Source organism: Paragemmobacter straminiformis (assembly GCF_014243445.1).
GTDB lineage: Bacteria > Pseudomonadota > Alphaproteobacteria > Rhodobacterales > Rhodobacteraceae > Paragemmobacter > Paragemmobacter straminiformis.
This window is the reverse complement of the sequence record NZ_JACLQD010000002.1, coordinates 922,554-936,859: the sequence shown is the minus strand read 5'-3', so window position 1 is coordinate 936,859 and position 14,306 is coordinate 922,554. Positions and strand designations below refer to the sequence as shown.

Here is a 14,306-nt window from a genome sequence, read left to right as displayed (position 1 = left end):
CCGCCAGCCGTTTACCCTGTTTTCACCAGCTGGAAGTCTGCGGATGTCAGGCTTGACGTGCCGTTGACGACGCAGACCTGCTGGCCATCGAGCAGGATGGCGGTCTGGTTCGACGTCGGGTTCGACAGGGTCGAGATGACGGGGGCGGTGCTGCCCTGCCATTCGATGCGGATGATATCGCCGCTCTGCCAGTCGGTGATGCCGGAATTGCCCGAGACGGCGGGATCGTCGTCGAGGATGAACAGGTCATTGCCCGTGCCGCCCGTGGCAATGTCGCCCTCTCCGAGACGGATCGTGTCGTTGCCCGCGCCGCCGACAAGGGTGTCGGCCCCGTCGGCCGTGGTCGCGCCCGCCGCGGCGGTGCGGTCGAGGGCGTAGCCTGCGAGCAGGTCTTCCCCTTCGTCGCCGTTGATGAGGTCGGCCCCGCCGCCACCGATGATGGTGTCGTTGCCGAGGCGACCTGCGAGGACGTCATTCCCGGCCGCAGCGCCAATCTGGCTGTCGAGGGTGCCATCGCCCGACAGGGCATCGTCGCCGTCGTCGGCATAGATCGAGTCGTTGCCCGCTCCGCCGAGCATGAGATCGTTGCCCGCCCCGCCGTTGGCGATGTCGTCTCCGGCGCCGCCGTTCACGGTATCGGCCCCGCCGCCGGCAATGACGTTGTCGGCGTCGTCGCCCGCATCGACGAGGTCGGCCCCTTCGCCGCCGTCGATGCTGTCGTTTCCGGCGCCGCCGAGGAGGGTGTCATTCTCCTCGCCGCCGGACAGCAGGTCGTTGCCGATGCCGCCGTCGAGCAGGTCCAACCCGCCGAGGCCGAGGATCGTGTCCGCGCCATCGCCGCCGGTGGCGGTGTCTTCGCCCGAGCCGCCGTCGATGCTGTCGTTGCCCGCGTCTCCGCCGAGGGCGTCGTCACCCGTGCCGCCGAAGAGCGTGTCGTTGCCGAGGCCGCCAAGGATGCGGTCATCGCCGTCGAAGCCGCCGATCAGGTCGGCCCCGTCATCGCCCTGAGCCGTGTCATTGCCGCTGCCGGCGTTGATCGTATCGTTTGCCGCCCCGCCGAGCAGGAAATCGGCCCCGGCGTCGCCTGCGAGGCTGTCGGCACCGTTTCCGCCTGCGAGCACGTCGTTGCCAAGCCCGCCGCCCATGGTGTCGTTGCCGTCGCTGCCGCCCAGCACGTCGTTGCCGCTGCCGCCATAGGCCAGATCGTCGCCCGTGCCCGCGTCGAGCGTGTCATTGCCCGCGCCGCCGTGCAGGCTGTCGGCGCCGCTGCTGCCCGAGAGGCTGTCATTGCCCAGCCCGCCATGAAGGAAATCATCGCCCGAGTCGCCCGAAAGCTGGTCGTTGCCTTCGCCCCCGAAGGCGATGTCATCTCCGCCCGACATGGACAGGGTGTCATTGCCGGTGCCGCCTTGCGCCCAGTCGTCATTTGCCGAGCCTGTCAGGCTGTCGTCGCCCTGATTCAGGATCCATGCGGTGTCGGGGCTATCGGCGGCGGCGGTTTCGGTGTCGTCGCCGCTGGTGCCGCGGATCACGGTGCCATAGTCGGCCGGATCGTAGAGGGCGGTCGCGTCGGGATCGCCGCTTTCGCTTTTCACGCCGGCGGTGTCGCTTGTGGGGATATAGCCGTCATCCGGTCCCGGAGGGTCGGACGGATCGGCGGGATCGGCGGTGCTATCCGTCGCGTTCGATACAAGGCTGTAGCCTGCAACGCTTGCAAAGAGCAGCGGCCAGAACAGGAATTCGAACATGACGGGCACCCGTGAAACTCGTGAACGTTTGCAACCTATACGGCGGAAATGGTGAAACTGTGACCCTTTGATGGTTCACTTTGGACAGGAGGTCGCCGTCAGGGGTGGGGTGCGGGCTTGGCAAGGAAACCCGCTTGCGTGTAAGACGGGGCAAAAGGACTGGAGAAGCCCGTGAGCAACCCCGACAGTTTCATCGACGAGGTGACCGAAGAGGTCCGCCGCGACCGGCTTTTTGCGATGTTCCGCAAATACGGCTGGATCGGGGTTCTGATCGTGGTCTTCATCGTCGGCGGCGCGGCCTTCAACGAATGGCGCAAGGCCGCCGCGGCAAGCCGTGCCGAGGTCTTTGGCGATGCGGTGCTGGATGCGCTGGATCTGGGCGGCGTGGAAGAGCGCCGCACGGCGCTGGGCGCGATCAAGGCCGATGGCGACCAGAAGGCCGTCTTGCAGCTTTTGCTGGCGTCGGATCCCGATACCGACCGCGCCGCGACGCTCGAGGCGCTTCAGGCGCTGGCGGATGATGCAAGCCAGCCGCAGAGCTACCGGGATCTGGCCGTGCTGCGGCGCGTTATGGTGCTGGGGGCCGAAGCATCGGTGTCCGAACGCCGCGCCGCGCTTGATCCGATTGCGGCGGCGGGTCGGCCCTTCCGCACGCTGGCGCTGGAGCAATTGGCCTATCTGACGCTGGAAGAGGGCAAGACGGACGAGGCGGTGGCCGCGTTGCAGGCCCTGATGCAGGATCAGGAAGCGCCTGCCGGATTGCGGTCGCGCGCGGAACAGATGATTGTGGCGCTCGGGGGCGAGGTAGCGCCTTCGACCGCACCGCAGCCGGCAGCGCCGGCAGACGCGGGCTGAGACAGTGCCTTGCCGATCCGGCGGGGCTGGCGTGACAATGGGAGCCGTGGCGTGAAGCACAGGGTAATCGGAACGATCTCGGCGCTGGCGCTGGTCACGGCGCTTGGCGCCTGCGAGCGGGAACTGGTGCTGCAAGGCGAGCGCTTCCCCGTGCGGGCCGATCTGGAAGCCTCGGTTCCGGTCGAGGGGCAGCCTGCGCCGGTCGCGCCGGCGGATCGGGTCGAGAACCGTGCCGAACCGATCAGCCTGCCTGCGGCGGTCGCAAATGCCGACTGGACGCATCGCGCCGGCAATGCGCGGCATTCGGGACCGCATGGCACCCTGTCGGCCAGCCCGCAGCGCATCTGGTCGGTGAACATCGGGCGCGGCGACAGCCGCAAGAACCGGCTTTCGGCAGCGCCTGTGGTTTCGGGCGGGCGCATCTTTACGATGGATTCGGAAGCGCGGGTTCAGGCGACGTCGGATCAGGGTGCCGTGCTTTGGGCAACGGACCTGACGGCGGGCTTCGACCGCGGCGGCGGCATTTCGGGCGGGGGCATCGCCTTTGCCGACGGCGTGCTTTACGCGGCAACGGGTTATGGCGAGCTTGTGGCCTTGAAGGCCGATGACGGCGCGGTGATCTGGCGGCAGCGGCTGGAAAGCCCCGTGACCGGCGCGCCTGCGATCGAAGGCGGCGTGGTCTATGCCGTGGGGCGCGACGGGTCGGGCTGGGCCGTCAAGGCCGAGACCGGCCGCGTGATGTGGACCGTGGCGGGCCCCGTGGGCATCACCGGCATGGTCGGCGCGGCAGGGCCTACGGTCAGCGACAGCCTTGTGCTCTTTCCCTTTGCCAGCGGCGGTTTGACGGCAGCGCTGAAGAAGAGCGGCGTGCAGGTCTGGCAGGCCCCCGTGACGGGGCAGCGCGTGGGCCGCGCCTATGCGGGTGTGACGGATATCACCGGCGATGCCGTGGTGCAGGGAGATGTCACCTATGTCGGCACGGCCTCGGGCCGGACGGCGGCGGTCGATACATCGAGCGGCGACCGGATCTGGACGGCGACCGAAGGCGCGCTGAACCCGCCGCTGGTGGTAGGCGGTTCGGTCTTTGTGGTGAATGACGAAAACCGTCTGGTGCGGATGGACGCGGCGACGGGCGCGGAAATCTGGGCTGTGGACATGCCCTATTTCATCAAGGGCAAGGCCAAGAAGCGCAAGGCCATCGTGCCGCATTTCGGCCCCGTGCTTGCGGGCGGACGCCTTGTCGTTGCATCGGGCGACGGGGAGCTTCGGCTGTTCGATCCGACGAATGGCGCGCTGGTGGGCGGGGCGGAAGTGCCCGGAGGTGCCGCGAGTGCGCCTGCCCTTGCGGGGGGGGCGCTGTACGTCGTCAGCGCGCGGGGGCAACTTCACGCTTTCCGTTGAGCGCGGGGGCGTGTATGCGGGCTGCTTCCTGAAGTAGGACTTGGAAGATGAGCTTCACTCTCGCCATTGTCGGGCGGCCCAATGTGGGCAAGTCGACGTTGTTCAACCGTCTGGTCGGGCGCAAGCTGGCTTTGGTCGATGACCAGCCGGGTGTGACCCGCGACCTGCGCGAGGGCGACGCGCGGCTGTTCGACCTGCGCTTTACCGTGATCGATACGGCGGGGCTGGAAGAGGTCACCGACGACAGCCTTCAGGGCCGGATGCGGCGGTTGACCGAGCGCGCGGTGGAAATGGCCGATATCTGCCTGTTCCTGATCGACGGGCGCATGGGCGTGACCCCGACGGACGAGGTCTTTGCCGATATCCTGCGGAAGAAATCGGCGCGGGTGATCCTTGGCGTGAACAAGGCCGAGGGCGCAGCCGGTGATGGCGGCGCGATCGAGGCCTGGAGCCTTGGGCTGGGCGAGCCGGTGCGGATGTCGGCCGAACATGGCGAGGGGATGGACGATCTTTACCGTCTGCTGCGCCCCCTGGTCGATGAATTCGCCGAGCGCGAGGCCGAGAACACCCCCGAGACCGAGGTCGACCTGCCCGAGGAACTGGGCGAGGACGAGATCGACGAGACGGCGCATCGCCCGACCGCGAAAAAGCCGTTGCAGATTGCCGTGATCGGGCGGCCCAATGCCGGAAAATCGACCTTGATCAACAAGATCATCGGCGAGGACCGTCTGCTTACCGGCCCCGAGCCGGGGATCACGCGGGATGCGATTTCGGTGCGGTCGGAATGGCAGGGCACGCCGATCCGGATTTTCGACACCGCCGGGATGCGCAAGAAGGCGCGCGTGACCGAGAAGCTGGAAAAGCTGTCGGTGGCCGATGGTCTGCGCGCCGTGCGCTTTGCCGAGGTCGTCGTCGTGCTGCTGGATGTGGAGATTCCTTTCGAGGTGCAGGATCTGCGGATTGCGGATTATGCAGAGACCGAGGGGCGAGCGGTCGTCGTCGCGGTGAACAAGTGGGATCTGGAAGACGAGAAGCAGGAAAAGCTGGCCGAACTGAAAGAGATGTTCGAGCGGTTGCTGCCGCAGCTGCGTGGTGCGCCGCTGATCACGGTTTCGGCCAAGACGGGGCGCGGGCTTGACCGGCTGCACGATGCCATCCGGCGCGCGCATGACATCTGGAACAAGCGCATCACCACGGCGCGGTTGAATTCCTGGCTGGGCGCCATGACCGAGGCGCATCCGCCGCCGGCACCGGGCGGGCACCGGATCAAGCTGCGCTACATGACGCAGGTGAAGGCGCGGCCGCCGGGATTTGTCATCATGTGTTCGCGGCCCGACGAGATGCCGGACAGCTACAAGCGCTATCTCGTGAACGGTTTGCGCGAGCATTTCGAGATGCCCGGAACGCCGATCCGGATCATGTTCCGCAGCCAGAGCGCGAAGAACCCGTTCAAGGACCGCAAGTTCCACACGCCGAGCCGGTTGCGCAAGCACACCGAGGGCGGGTGGAAGAAGGACTGAGGCCGCTTTCGGCGCAGGCGCCGGGGGGCTGGCCCCCCGGACCCCCCAAGAGTATTTCGACAAGGCTGAAGGGGACGGCGGTGCGGGGTTGCGCGCGTTGTCTGTTTCAGGCGCGGCGCAAGGTCGCGAGGGTCAGGGCCATGAGCGCCATGCCCGAGGCTGCGAGCGCGGCTGCTGTGGGGTTGGCGCCCCAGTTGACCACCGTCACCCCGAAAAGCGCCCAGATGACCGTCAGGCCATAGACGGGCATTCGTGGCTTTTTGCGCTGGATCAGCGTGGCGAGGACGAGGACGAGGCCGATCATCGTGGCGGCTGATGCCGTGTCGGCAAACGCGCCGTAGCCCGCAAGGACGACCCCGGTCGAGACGGCGGCGGCGGCGGACAGCCAGCCTGCGAGGATGGCGATGGGGGCCGAGAGAAGCCAGCGGTCGGTTTCGGTGTCGGCCTGCACAAAGGCCGCGAGCGCCGAGGCGGCCATGATCCAGATGACCACGGTGGCGGCGATCGGGGCTACGGGGGCGATGGAGAGCCATGCCGAGCCGAGGCCGACCGCAAGCGTGAGGGCAAGGCGCGGGCGGTCCCACGCGGGGCTGAGGCCGTGTTTCGCCACGCCGAGGACGGCATGGGCGAAAAGCCAGAGGTAGATCACGCTCCAGATGCCGAAGGCGAAGCCTGCGGGCTGGATCGAGGGGCGGGCGATCTGTACCGGGAACATCGAGGGGTCATAGCCGCGGAAGGGCGGCGTGAGGAAAGGGGCCGCGCCGAAGGCGAGGGTGACAAGAAGCAGCAGGAGCGCGCGTGTTTTCATATAGGTTATACGCGGGCGGGTCGGGGTTGGACCACCCGCGCGCTTGCCTTAGGCCAGCGAGCCGTCGGCGGCGATCCGCGTCTTGCCGCCGAGGTAGGGGTGCAGGACCGCGGGCAGGTCGACCGAGCCGTCGGCCTGCTGGCCGTTTTCGAGCACCGCGATGAGGCAGCGCCCCACGGCAAGGCCGGAGCCGTTGAGCGTATGCACGAATTCGGGCTTGCCGCCTGCGGGGCGGTAGCGGGCGTTCATGCGGCGGGCCTGAAAGTCACCGCAGACCGAGACCGAGGAGATTTCACGGTAGCGGTTCTGGCCCGGAAGCCAGACTTCGAGGTCATGGGTCTTTTGTGCGCCAAAGCCCATGTCGCCGGTGCAAAGCACGATGGTGCGATAGGGCAGGCCGAGCTTTTCAAGGATCGCCTCGGCGCAGGCTGTCATGCGTTCGTGTTCGGCCATGCTGGTTTCGGGGGTGGTGATCGAGACCATCTCGACCTTTTCGAACTGGTGCTGGCGCAGCATGCCCGTGGTGTCCTTGCCCGCCGAACCCGCCTCGGAGCGGAAGCATTGGGTATGGGCGGTCATGCGGATGGGCAGGGCGCTTTCGTCGAGGATGTCGCCCGCGACCGAGTTCGTGAGGGTGACTTCGGATGTGGGGATCAGCCACCAGCCATTGGTGGTCTGGTAGCTGTCTTCGGCGAATTTGGGGAGTTGGTTGGTGCCATACATCGCCTCGTCCTTGACGAGGACGGGGGTCCACATCTCGGTCAGGCCGTGTTCGGTGATGTGGGTGTCGAGCATGAATTGCGCCAGCGCACGGTGCAGGCGGATGACAGCCCCCTTCAGCACGACGAAACGCGCGCCGGAGAGTTTGGCGGCGGTCTCGAAATCCATGCCCAGTTTGACGCCCGCGATGTCGAAATGTTCGACGGGGGTGAAGTCGAAGGTGCGGGGCGTGCCCCAGCGGCGGAGTTCGACGTTGTCGTCTTCGTCGCGTCCCGTCGGGGCATCGGCATGGGGCAGGTTGGGGATGGTGAAGAGAAGGTCGCGCAGGGCGGCATCCTGTTCGGCGGCCTCGGCCTGAAGGCGGGCGACTTCGGCCTTCTTCTCGGCCACGAGGGCGCGGAGGCGTTCGAATTCGGCATCATCCCCGCGTGCCTTGGCGGCGCCCACCTCTTTGCTGGCGCGGTTCTGGTCGGCCTGAGCGGTTTCGGCGGCGAGGATTTTCGCACGGCGGGATTCGTCGAGGCGCAGGATTTCGGGCGAAGCCGCAGGCAGACCCCGGCGCGAGAGGGCCGCATCGAAGGCGGCGGGGTTCTCGCGGATGGCGCGGATGTCGTGCATGGGTCACCTCGGGTTCGAAAAACGTGGGTCCGATATGCCCGAACCGGCCGGAAAGGGGAAGGGGGGCGGCGCGCGTGTGGGCGAGGCGTGGCGCGGATCACGCTTGCGTCAGCGCGGCAGGAAAAAGGCGGCTGCCCGAAGGCTTGGACTGCGGAAATTCATGGCTATATCGGGGGCGGGCCGCGCCGCAGCGATGCGGCGGGAGGGTGCCTTGCGTGCCTTGCCTTCCCAAGCCCTGCCGACTAGGGTGCGCGCCAATCGCGGCGGGGGTTCCCCGTTGCCCCGAGAGATTTGAGAGGACAGCCGATGTTCGCAACCCCCGCCTTCGCCCAAGCCGCCGGTGCCGCCGGAGCAGGCAGCGCCTTTGCCTCGTTCGTGCCGCTGGTGCTGATTTTCGCGATCATGTATTTTCTGCTGATCCGTCCGCAGCAGAAGAAGGTCAAGGAACACCGCGCGATGGTCGAGGCGCTGCGCCGTGGCGATCAGGTCGTGACCGCCGGCGGGATCGTCGGCAAGGTGGTCAAGGTCGGTGACGACGGCATGGTCGAAGTCGAGATTGCCGATGGCGTCAAGGTCAAGGTCGTGCGCCAGACCATCACGCAGGTGATGAACAAGACCGAGCCGGCCTCGGCCTGATCCGTAACTTATCCGGAACTTACCCATGCTTCACGCGCCGCTTTGGAAGAAAATCCTGGTCTGGGCGGTTGTTGCCCTCGGATTCGCATTGGCGATGCCGAACCTGTTCTATGCGCAGGTCGAGGCCCGCAACGATGCCGAGGATGCGGTGCTGAAAAGCGGCTTCGCCACGACCGAACAGCAGGCGGCCATCGACGCCTGGCCGTCGTATCTGCCGCATGGGCTGGTGAACCTTGGCCTCGATTTGCGGGGCGGGGCGCATCTGCTGGCAGAAGTGCAGGTCGCCGACGTCTACAAGGCGCGGATGGACGGGCTTTGGCCGGAAGTGCGCGACGCCCTGCGCGACAAGCGTGACGAGGTGGGCAGCATCCGCCGCCAGCCTTCGCAGGATGCGGGAATGCTGCGGGTCGAGATCACCAAGCCGGAAGGTATGGCGGCGGCGGTCGAGGCGGTGAAGGCCCTTGCCACGCCGGTTACCACCCTGTCGGGTGTGGGGCAGACCGATCTGGATGTGACGGCCGAGGGGGCGACGCTGATCGTGACCCTGTCGGAAGCCGAACGCAGTGCGACGGACCAGCGCACGCTGCAACAATCGCTCGAGATCATCCGCACGCGGGTCGATCAGGCAGGAACGCGCGAACCGACGATCCAGCGCGAGGGGCAGGACCGGATTTTGATCCAGGTGCCGGGAATCGGGTCGGCGACCGAGTTGAAGCAGCTGATCGGCACGACCGCGAAGCTGACCTTCAACCCCGTCGTGCGGCGCGGGTCCGCCGAGGACAAGGCGCCGGGGGCGGGCAATGTCTCGTTGCCGTCGCTGGATGAAAAGGACGTGTGGTACACGGTCGAGGAAGCGCCGGTCGTTTCGGGCGAGGACCTGACCAATGCCAAGGGCGATTTCGACCAGAACGGCCGGCCTGCGGTGGCCTTCAAGTTCGACGTGTCGGGCGCGCGGCGCTTTGGCGATTACACGGCGGCGAACATCGGCTCGCCCTTTGCCATCGTGCTGGACGGCAAGGTGATTTCGGCCCCCGTCATCCAGAGCCATATCGCGGGCGGGTCGGGGATCATCACCGGCAATTTCACCGTCGAGGAGGCCAACCGTCTGGCGGTGCTTCTGTCGGCGGGGGCGCTGCCTGCGACGATGAATTTCCTTGAGGAACGGACCATCGGGCCGGAACTGGGGCAGGATTCGATCAACGCAGGCCGTTCGGCCACGGTGATCGCGGCGGTGGCGGTGAGTTTGCTGATGATCGCGTCATACGGGCTGTTCGGTGTCTTTGCCGTGGTGGCGCTGGCAATCAACATGGCGCTGATCTTCGGGGTGATGTCGCTGATCGGGGCGACGCTGACCCTGCCCGGTATCGCGGGGCTCGTGCTGACCATCGGCATGGCGGTGGATGCGAACGTGCTGATCTACGAGCGTATCCGCGACGAATTGCGGGCGGGGGCCAAGACCGCGGCGCGCGCCATCGAACTGGGCTTCGAGCGGGCGCTGTCGGCGATCATCGACGCCAACGTGACGACGCTGATCACGGCGGGGGTTCTGTTCACGCTTGGCTCTGGCCCCGTGCGGGGCTTTGCGGTGACGCTGGCCATCGGGATCATCACCTCGGTCTTTACTGCCGTCAACGTGACGCGGCTGATCGTGACGATGTGGTTCAACCGGCGCAAGCCGCAGACGCTTGTCGTGTAAGGAGAGAACATCATGGCATGGCGTTTCAAGCTTGCACCCGACAATACGAATTTCGACTTTTTCCGCTGGCAGTGGATCACCTTTGGCGGGTCGCTGTTCCTTTCGGCCCTGGCGGTGGTGCTGTGGGCCGTGATGGGGTTGAACTTCGGCATCGACTTCAAGGGCGGCACAACCCTGCGGACGGAATCGACCGTGGCGGTGGATGTGGGTGCCTATCGCTCGGCGCTCGAGGGGTTGCCGTTGGGGGATGTGTCGATCACCGAGGTGTTCGATCCGAATTTCACCGATACCCAGCATGTCACGATGATCCGCCTTGCCTCGACCGACGAGAAGCAGGCGGTGACGCCGGAAGAGATTGCCAAGGTGGAAGAGGTGCTGCGCGCGGCGATCGACCCCGACATGAAATTCCCCAGCGTCGAGACCGTGGGTCCGAAAGTGTCGGGCGAGCTGGTCTATACCTCGGTCCTGTCGCTGGTGGTCACGAGCCTGTTCATCATGGGCTACATGTGGCTGCGCTTCGAATGGCAGTTCGGCGTCGGCGCGGTGCTGGCGCTGCTGCATGACGTGCTGATCACCATCGGGATCTTTGCGCTGTTCCAGATCAAGTTCGACCTGACCATCGTCGCGGCGCTGCTGACCATTCTGGGCTATTCGATCAACGATACGGTGGTGGTGTTCGACCGGCTTCGGGAAAACTTGCAGAAGTACAAGACCATGCCGCTGCGCGACGTGATGAACCTTTCGGTGAACGAGACACTGGCGCGGACGCTGATGACCTCGGTCACCACGCTGATCGCGGTGGGGGCGATGCTGGTGTTCGGTGGCGACGTTCTGCGGGGCTTTTCGCTGGCGATCTTTATCGGGGTGCTGTTCGGCACCTATTCCTCGGTCTATGTGGCCAAGAACATCGTGCTGATGATCGGGCTGGACCGGAGCGAGAAAGCCAAGAAGACCGGAACGCCCGACCAGTTCGCCAATATCGATGCGTAAGGGGGCAGGGACGTGCGGCTGACCGAGATCAGTTACGGCACGGCCCAACCTGTCGAGGGCTATGGCCCCGGGTTCTTTCGCGTGGGTGGCCATGTGCTGCGCGGGGCCTGCCTGATTACCCCGTGGGATGCGGGGCTTTGGGGCGGGCTTGGGGACAGCGCCACGGTGTTGACGCTTGCGGGGCGGATCGACGTGCTGCTGCTGGGTATGGGGGGCGAGATCGCCCATGCGCCGAAGGGGTTCGTCGATGCGCTCGAGGCCGCGGGGATCGGGGTGGAGGCCATGGCCTCGCCCGCCGCATGCCGGACCTATAACGTGCTTCTGGGCGAAGGACGGCGGATCGCCGCGGCGCTTTTGCCCGTGGGCGGCCCGTGACGGGTCTTGTGACGGGGCTTGCGCAAATGTCTGTGCAGACATTTGCAAATTCCTTGCAAGGAATTTGGTCGTGCTGCTGAGCGTTTCGGATCTGGCCGTGGCACGGGGCGGAGTGACGGTGCTGGAGGGGATGACCTTTGGCGTCGCTGCGGGGCAGGCGCTGATCCTGCGCGGGCCGAACGGGGCGGGAAAGACCACGCTTCTGCGCACGCTGGCAGGTTTGCAGCCTGCGGTGGCGGGCGCGGTGTCGGTGCCGCCCGAGGCGATGGCCTATGCGGCCCATGCCGATGGCATCAAGGCGGTGCTGACGGTGGCGGAGAACCTCGAATTCTGGGCGGCGGTGCATGGCACGCGCGGGATCGGAGCGGCGCTTGAAGCGATGGACCTTGTCGGCCTGCGGAACCGGCGGGGGGCGCATCTGTCGGCGGGGCAGAAGCGGCGTCTGGGATTGGCGCGGCTTTTGGTGACGGGACGGCCGGTCTGGCTGCTGGACGAACCCACTGTATCGCTGGATGTGGCCTCGGTCGCACTTTTTGCGGGCGTGGTGCGCGGTCATCTTGCGGGAGGGGGCGCTGCATTGATCGCCACGCATGTCGATCTGGGGCTGGGCGAGGCGGTTGTGCTGGATCTGTCAGCCTTCAAGGCGAGGGCCGCGGCAGGGACGGGCGCATTCGACGAGGCTTTCGGATGAGGGCGCCTGTGGTTCCGGTCGCAGGGGGGCTGTCTGCCCCCCGACGCGCCTGTGGCGCGCCCCCCCCCGAGGATATTTCGCGCAAGAGGAAGGGGGCCGGGGCATGTTCCGGCTTCTGACGCGGGATCTGCGGCTTGCGGTGCGGGCGGGCGGGGGCTTTGGCCTTGGACTGGCGTTCTTTCTGCTGGTGGCGGTGCTGGTGCCTTTGGGCGTGGGGCCCGAGGGTGCGGTGCTGGCCAGGATTGCGCCGGGCATCCTGTGGGTGGGGGCGCTGCTGGCCTGCCTGCTGAGCCTTGACCGGATATTCGCGCTGGATTTCGAGGATGGCTCGCTGGACCTGCTGGCGACATCGCCCATGCCGCTGGAAGGCGTCGTCGCGGTGAAGTCGCTGGCGCACTGGCTGGTGACGGGGGTGCCGCTGGTGCTGGTGTCGCCTGTCCTTGGTGTGCTGTTGAACCTTCCGGTGCAGGGCTACGGCTGGCTGGTGCTGTCGCTGGCCCTCGGGACGCCCGCGCTGTCGGTGATCGGCGCCTTTGGCGCGGCGCTGACCGTGGGGGTGAAGCGGGGCGGGCTGTTGCTGAGCCTGCTTGTTCTGCCGCTTTACGTGCCGACGCTGATTTTCGGGGCCGAGGTCGTCAAGCGCGGGGCGGCGGGCCTGACGGTGGGGACACCTGTGCTGCTGCTGGCGGGGATCACGCTGGGGGCCGCGGCGCTGCTGCCCTTTGCCAGTGCGGCGGCGCTGCGCGTCAATTTGCGCTGAGACTTGACGGACAGGTGAGTTGCGGCGGCGGGAGAGAGGTTTTAAGCGGGGAACCATGTCGATCTGGGAATATGCCAATCCGAAGAAGTTCATGCAGACCTCGGGCCTTGTGCTGCCCTGGGTCGCGGGTCTGTCGGCGCTGTGCATCGTGGCGGGGCTGGTCTGGGGATTCTTCCTGACGCCCGATGACTACCGGCAGGGTTCGACGGTGAAGATCATCTACCTGCATGTGCCGAGCGCCATGATGGCGATCAACGCGTGGGGGATGATGCTGGTCACCAGCCTGATCTGGCTGGTGCGGCGGCATCATGTGAGTGCGCTGGCAGCCAAGGCCGCGGCCCCTGTGGGGCTGACCTTTACCGTCATCGCACTGGTCACGGGGGCTTTCTGGGGGCAGCCGATGTGGGGAACCTGGTGGGCCTGGGACCCGCGTTTGACGAGTTTCCTGATCCTGACGCTGTTCTATCTGGGCTATATCGCCCTGTGGCAAGCGGTCGAGGACCCCGATACGGCGGCCGACCTGACGGCGGTGCTGTGTCTTGTCGGGTCGGTCTTTGCGCTGTTGTCGCGCTATGCGGTGCTGTTCTGGAACCAGGGGCTGCATCAGGGGGCGTCGCTGAGCCTCGACAAGAAGGAAAACGTCGCGGATGTGTTCTGGGTGCCGCTGGTCGTCTGCATCGCGGGTTTCGTGCTGCTGTTCCTGACGCTGGTGCTGGTGCGGACGCGGACCGAGATACGGGCGCGGCGCTTGTCGGCGCTGCTGGCGCGGGAGCGGATGGCATGATGCCCGATTTGGGGAAATACGCTTTTGCGGTGCTGGCCTCGTACGGGGTGTCGGTGCTGCTGGTTCTGGGAATCGTGGTGCTGTCGGTCTGGCAGGGCGCGCGGGTGAGGCGGGCTCTGGCCGAGGTCGAGGCGCGGCAGGGGAAAACGGATGGCTAGGTGGTTGATGGCGGTTCCGCCCGTTCTGTTCGTGGCGGTGGCGGGCCTGTTCTACGGAGGCATGTATCGGGAGAACCCGACGGAATTGCCCTCGACCTTTGTCGGGCGCGAGGCTCCGGCGGTGCCTTCGGCGGGGCTTGAGGGTTTTGCGCTGCTGAAGGATGCCGATCTGCGGACGGGCAAGGTGACGGTGGTGAATTTCTGGGCGAGCTGGTGTCCGCCCTGCCGTGCCGAGCATCCGGTTCTGACGAAGATGGCGGCGGATGGCGTGCGGGTGGCGGGCATCAACATGCGCGACGATGCGGAGAAGGCGGCGGCCTATCTGGCCGAGGAGGGGAACCCCTTTATCGGGTTGGGGTTTGATCCGAAGGGGACGACGGTGGTGGACTGGGGTGTCACCGCGCCGCCGGAGACCTTTATCGTCAAGGGCGATGGCACCGTGGCTTTCCGCTTCATCGGGCCATTGGTCGGAACGGATTACGAGACGCGCTTCGTTCCTGCGCTGGCCGAGGCGCTGGCCGAGGAAAAGACGGGCGGCTGAGGCGC

At 66.5% G+C, this 14,306-nt stretch carries 15 protein-coding genes; 12 read left to right on the top strand and 3 right to left on the bottom strand.

The features are described 5' to 3' along the window. Positions 1-11: 11 nt before the first annotated feature. Positions 12-1,748: a calcium-binding protein gene (locus H7F16_RS10335; protein ID WP_185797469.1), complete on the bottom strand. Its 1,737-nt coding sequence runs from the start codon at positions 1,746-1,748 to the stop codon at positions 12-14. Between the two features lie 171 nt (positions 1,749-1,919). On the opposite strand from H7F16_RS10335, the gene H7F16_RS10330 reads away from it, so the two are divergent. From H7F16_RS10330 to der, 3 genes are read left to right on the top strand one after another with little or no spacing between them, the layout of a single operon-like run. Beyond that, positions 1,920-2,603, top strand: coding sequence for a hypothetical protein (locus H7F16_RS10330; protein ID WP_185797468.1), 684 nt, complete (start codon positions 1,920-1,922; stop codon positions 2,601-2,603). A gap of 51 nt (positions 2,604-2,654) precedes the next feature. After that, positions 2,655-4,004, top strand: a complete 1,350-nt coding sequence (locus H7F16_RS10325; RefSeq protein ID WP_338401991.1) for an outer membrane protein assembly factor BamB family protein — start codon at positions 2,655-2,657, stop codon at positions 4,002-4,004. A gap of 47 nt (positions 4,005-4,051) precedes the next feature. After that, the gene (der, locus tag H7F16_RS10320; protein WP_185797467.1) at positions 4,052-5,524 is read left to right on the top strand and encodes a ribosome biogenesis GTPase Der; all 1,473 of its coding nucleotides are present in this window, start codon (positions 4,052-4,054) and stop codon (positions 5,522-5,524) included. A 106-nt stretch (positions 5,525-5,630) separates the two neighbouring features. Here the strand turns inward: der and H7F16_RS10315 are convergent, their stop codons facing one another. Continuing rightward, positions 5,631-6,332, bottom strand: coding sequence for a hypothetical protein (locus tag H7F16_RS10315; protein ID WP_185797466.1), 702 nt, complete (start codon positions 6,330-6,332; stop codon positions 5,631-5,633). A 48-nt stretch (positions 6,333-6,380) separates the two neighbouring features. Next, complete coding sequence (gene serS / locus H7F16_RS10310; protein WP_185797465.1) at positions 6,381-7,670, bottom strand: serine--tRNA ligase; 1,290 nt, start codon at positions 7,668-7,670, stop codon at positions 6,381-6,383. 306 nt (positions 7,671-7,976) lie between these two features. On the opposite strand from serS, the gene yajC reads away from it, so the two are divergent. The 9 genes from yajC to H7F16_RS10265 all read left to right on the top strand — a co-directional run bounded on the left by yajC (position 7,977) and on the right by H7F16_RS10265 (position 14,301). Next, entirely contained in the window at positions 7,977-8,306 is a 330-nt protein-coding gene (gene yajC, locus H7F16_RS10305) for a preprotein translocase subunit YajC (RefSeq protein ID WP_185797464.1), read from the top strand. 25 nt (positions 8,307-8,331) lie between these two features. Next, positions 8,332-10,002, top strand: coding sequence for a protein translocase subunit SecD (gene secD / locus H7F16_RS10300; RefSeq protein WP_185797463.1), 1,671 nt, complete (start codon positions 8,332-8,334; stop codon positions 10,000-10,002). A 12-nt stretch (positions 10,003-10,014) separates the two neighbouring features. Next, positions 10,015-10,992 (top strand): protein translocase subunit SecF, encoded by a 978-nt coding sequence (secF, locus tag H7F16_RS10295; RefSeq protein ID WP_185797462.1) that lies wholly within the window; start codon positions 10,015-10,017, stop codon positions 10,990-10,992. A gap of 12 nt (positions 10,993-11,004) precedes the next feature. Further along, positions 11,005-11,367 carry an MTH938/NDUFAF3 family protein gene (locus H7F16_RS10290; RefSeq protein WP_185797461.1) on the top strand — a complete coding sequence of 121 codons (363 nt, stop codon included), beginning with the start codon at positions 11,005-11,007 and terminating at the stop codon, positions 11,365-11,367. Between the two features lie 70 nt (positions 11,368-11,437). Then, positions 11,438-12,058, top strand: coding sequence for a heme ABC exporter ATP-binding protein CcmA (ccmA, locus tag H7F16_RS10285; RefSeq protein WP_185797460.1), 621 nt, complete (start codon positions 11,438-11,440; stop codon positions 12,056-12,058). A gap of 103 nt (positions 12,059-12,161) precedes the next feature. Further along, complete coding sequence (gene ccmB / locus H7F16_RS10280; protein ID WP_185797459.1) at positions 12,162-12,818, top strand: heme exporter protein CcmB; 657 nt, start codon at positions 12,162-12,164, stop codon at positions 12,816-12,818. 55 nt (positions 12,819-12,873) lie between these two features. Then, positions 12,874-13,602, top strand: coding sequence for a heme ABC transporter permease (locus tag H7F16_RS10275; protein ID WP_185797458.1), 729 nt, complete (start codon positions 12,874-12,876; stop codon positions 13,600-13,602). After that, complete coding sequence (gene ccmD, locus H7F16_RS10270) at positions 13,599-13,760, top strand: heme exporter protein CcmD (RefSeq protein WP_185797457.1); 162 nt, start codon at positions 13,599-13,601, stop codon at positions 13,758-13,760. The genes H7F16_RS10275 and ccmD overlap by 4 nt, the downstream gene beginning before the upstream one ends. Then, positions 13,753-14,301 (top strand): DsbE family thiol:disulfide interchange protein, encoded by a 549-nt coding sequence (locus H7F16_RS10265; protein WP_241741352.1) that lies wholly within the window; start codon positions 13,753-13,755, stop codon positions 14,299-14,301. The genes ccmD and H7F16_RS10265 overlap by 8 nt, the downstream gene beginning before the upstream one ends. Positions 14,302-14,306: the final 5 nt, after the last annotated feature.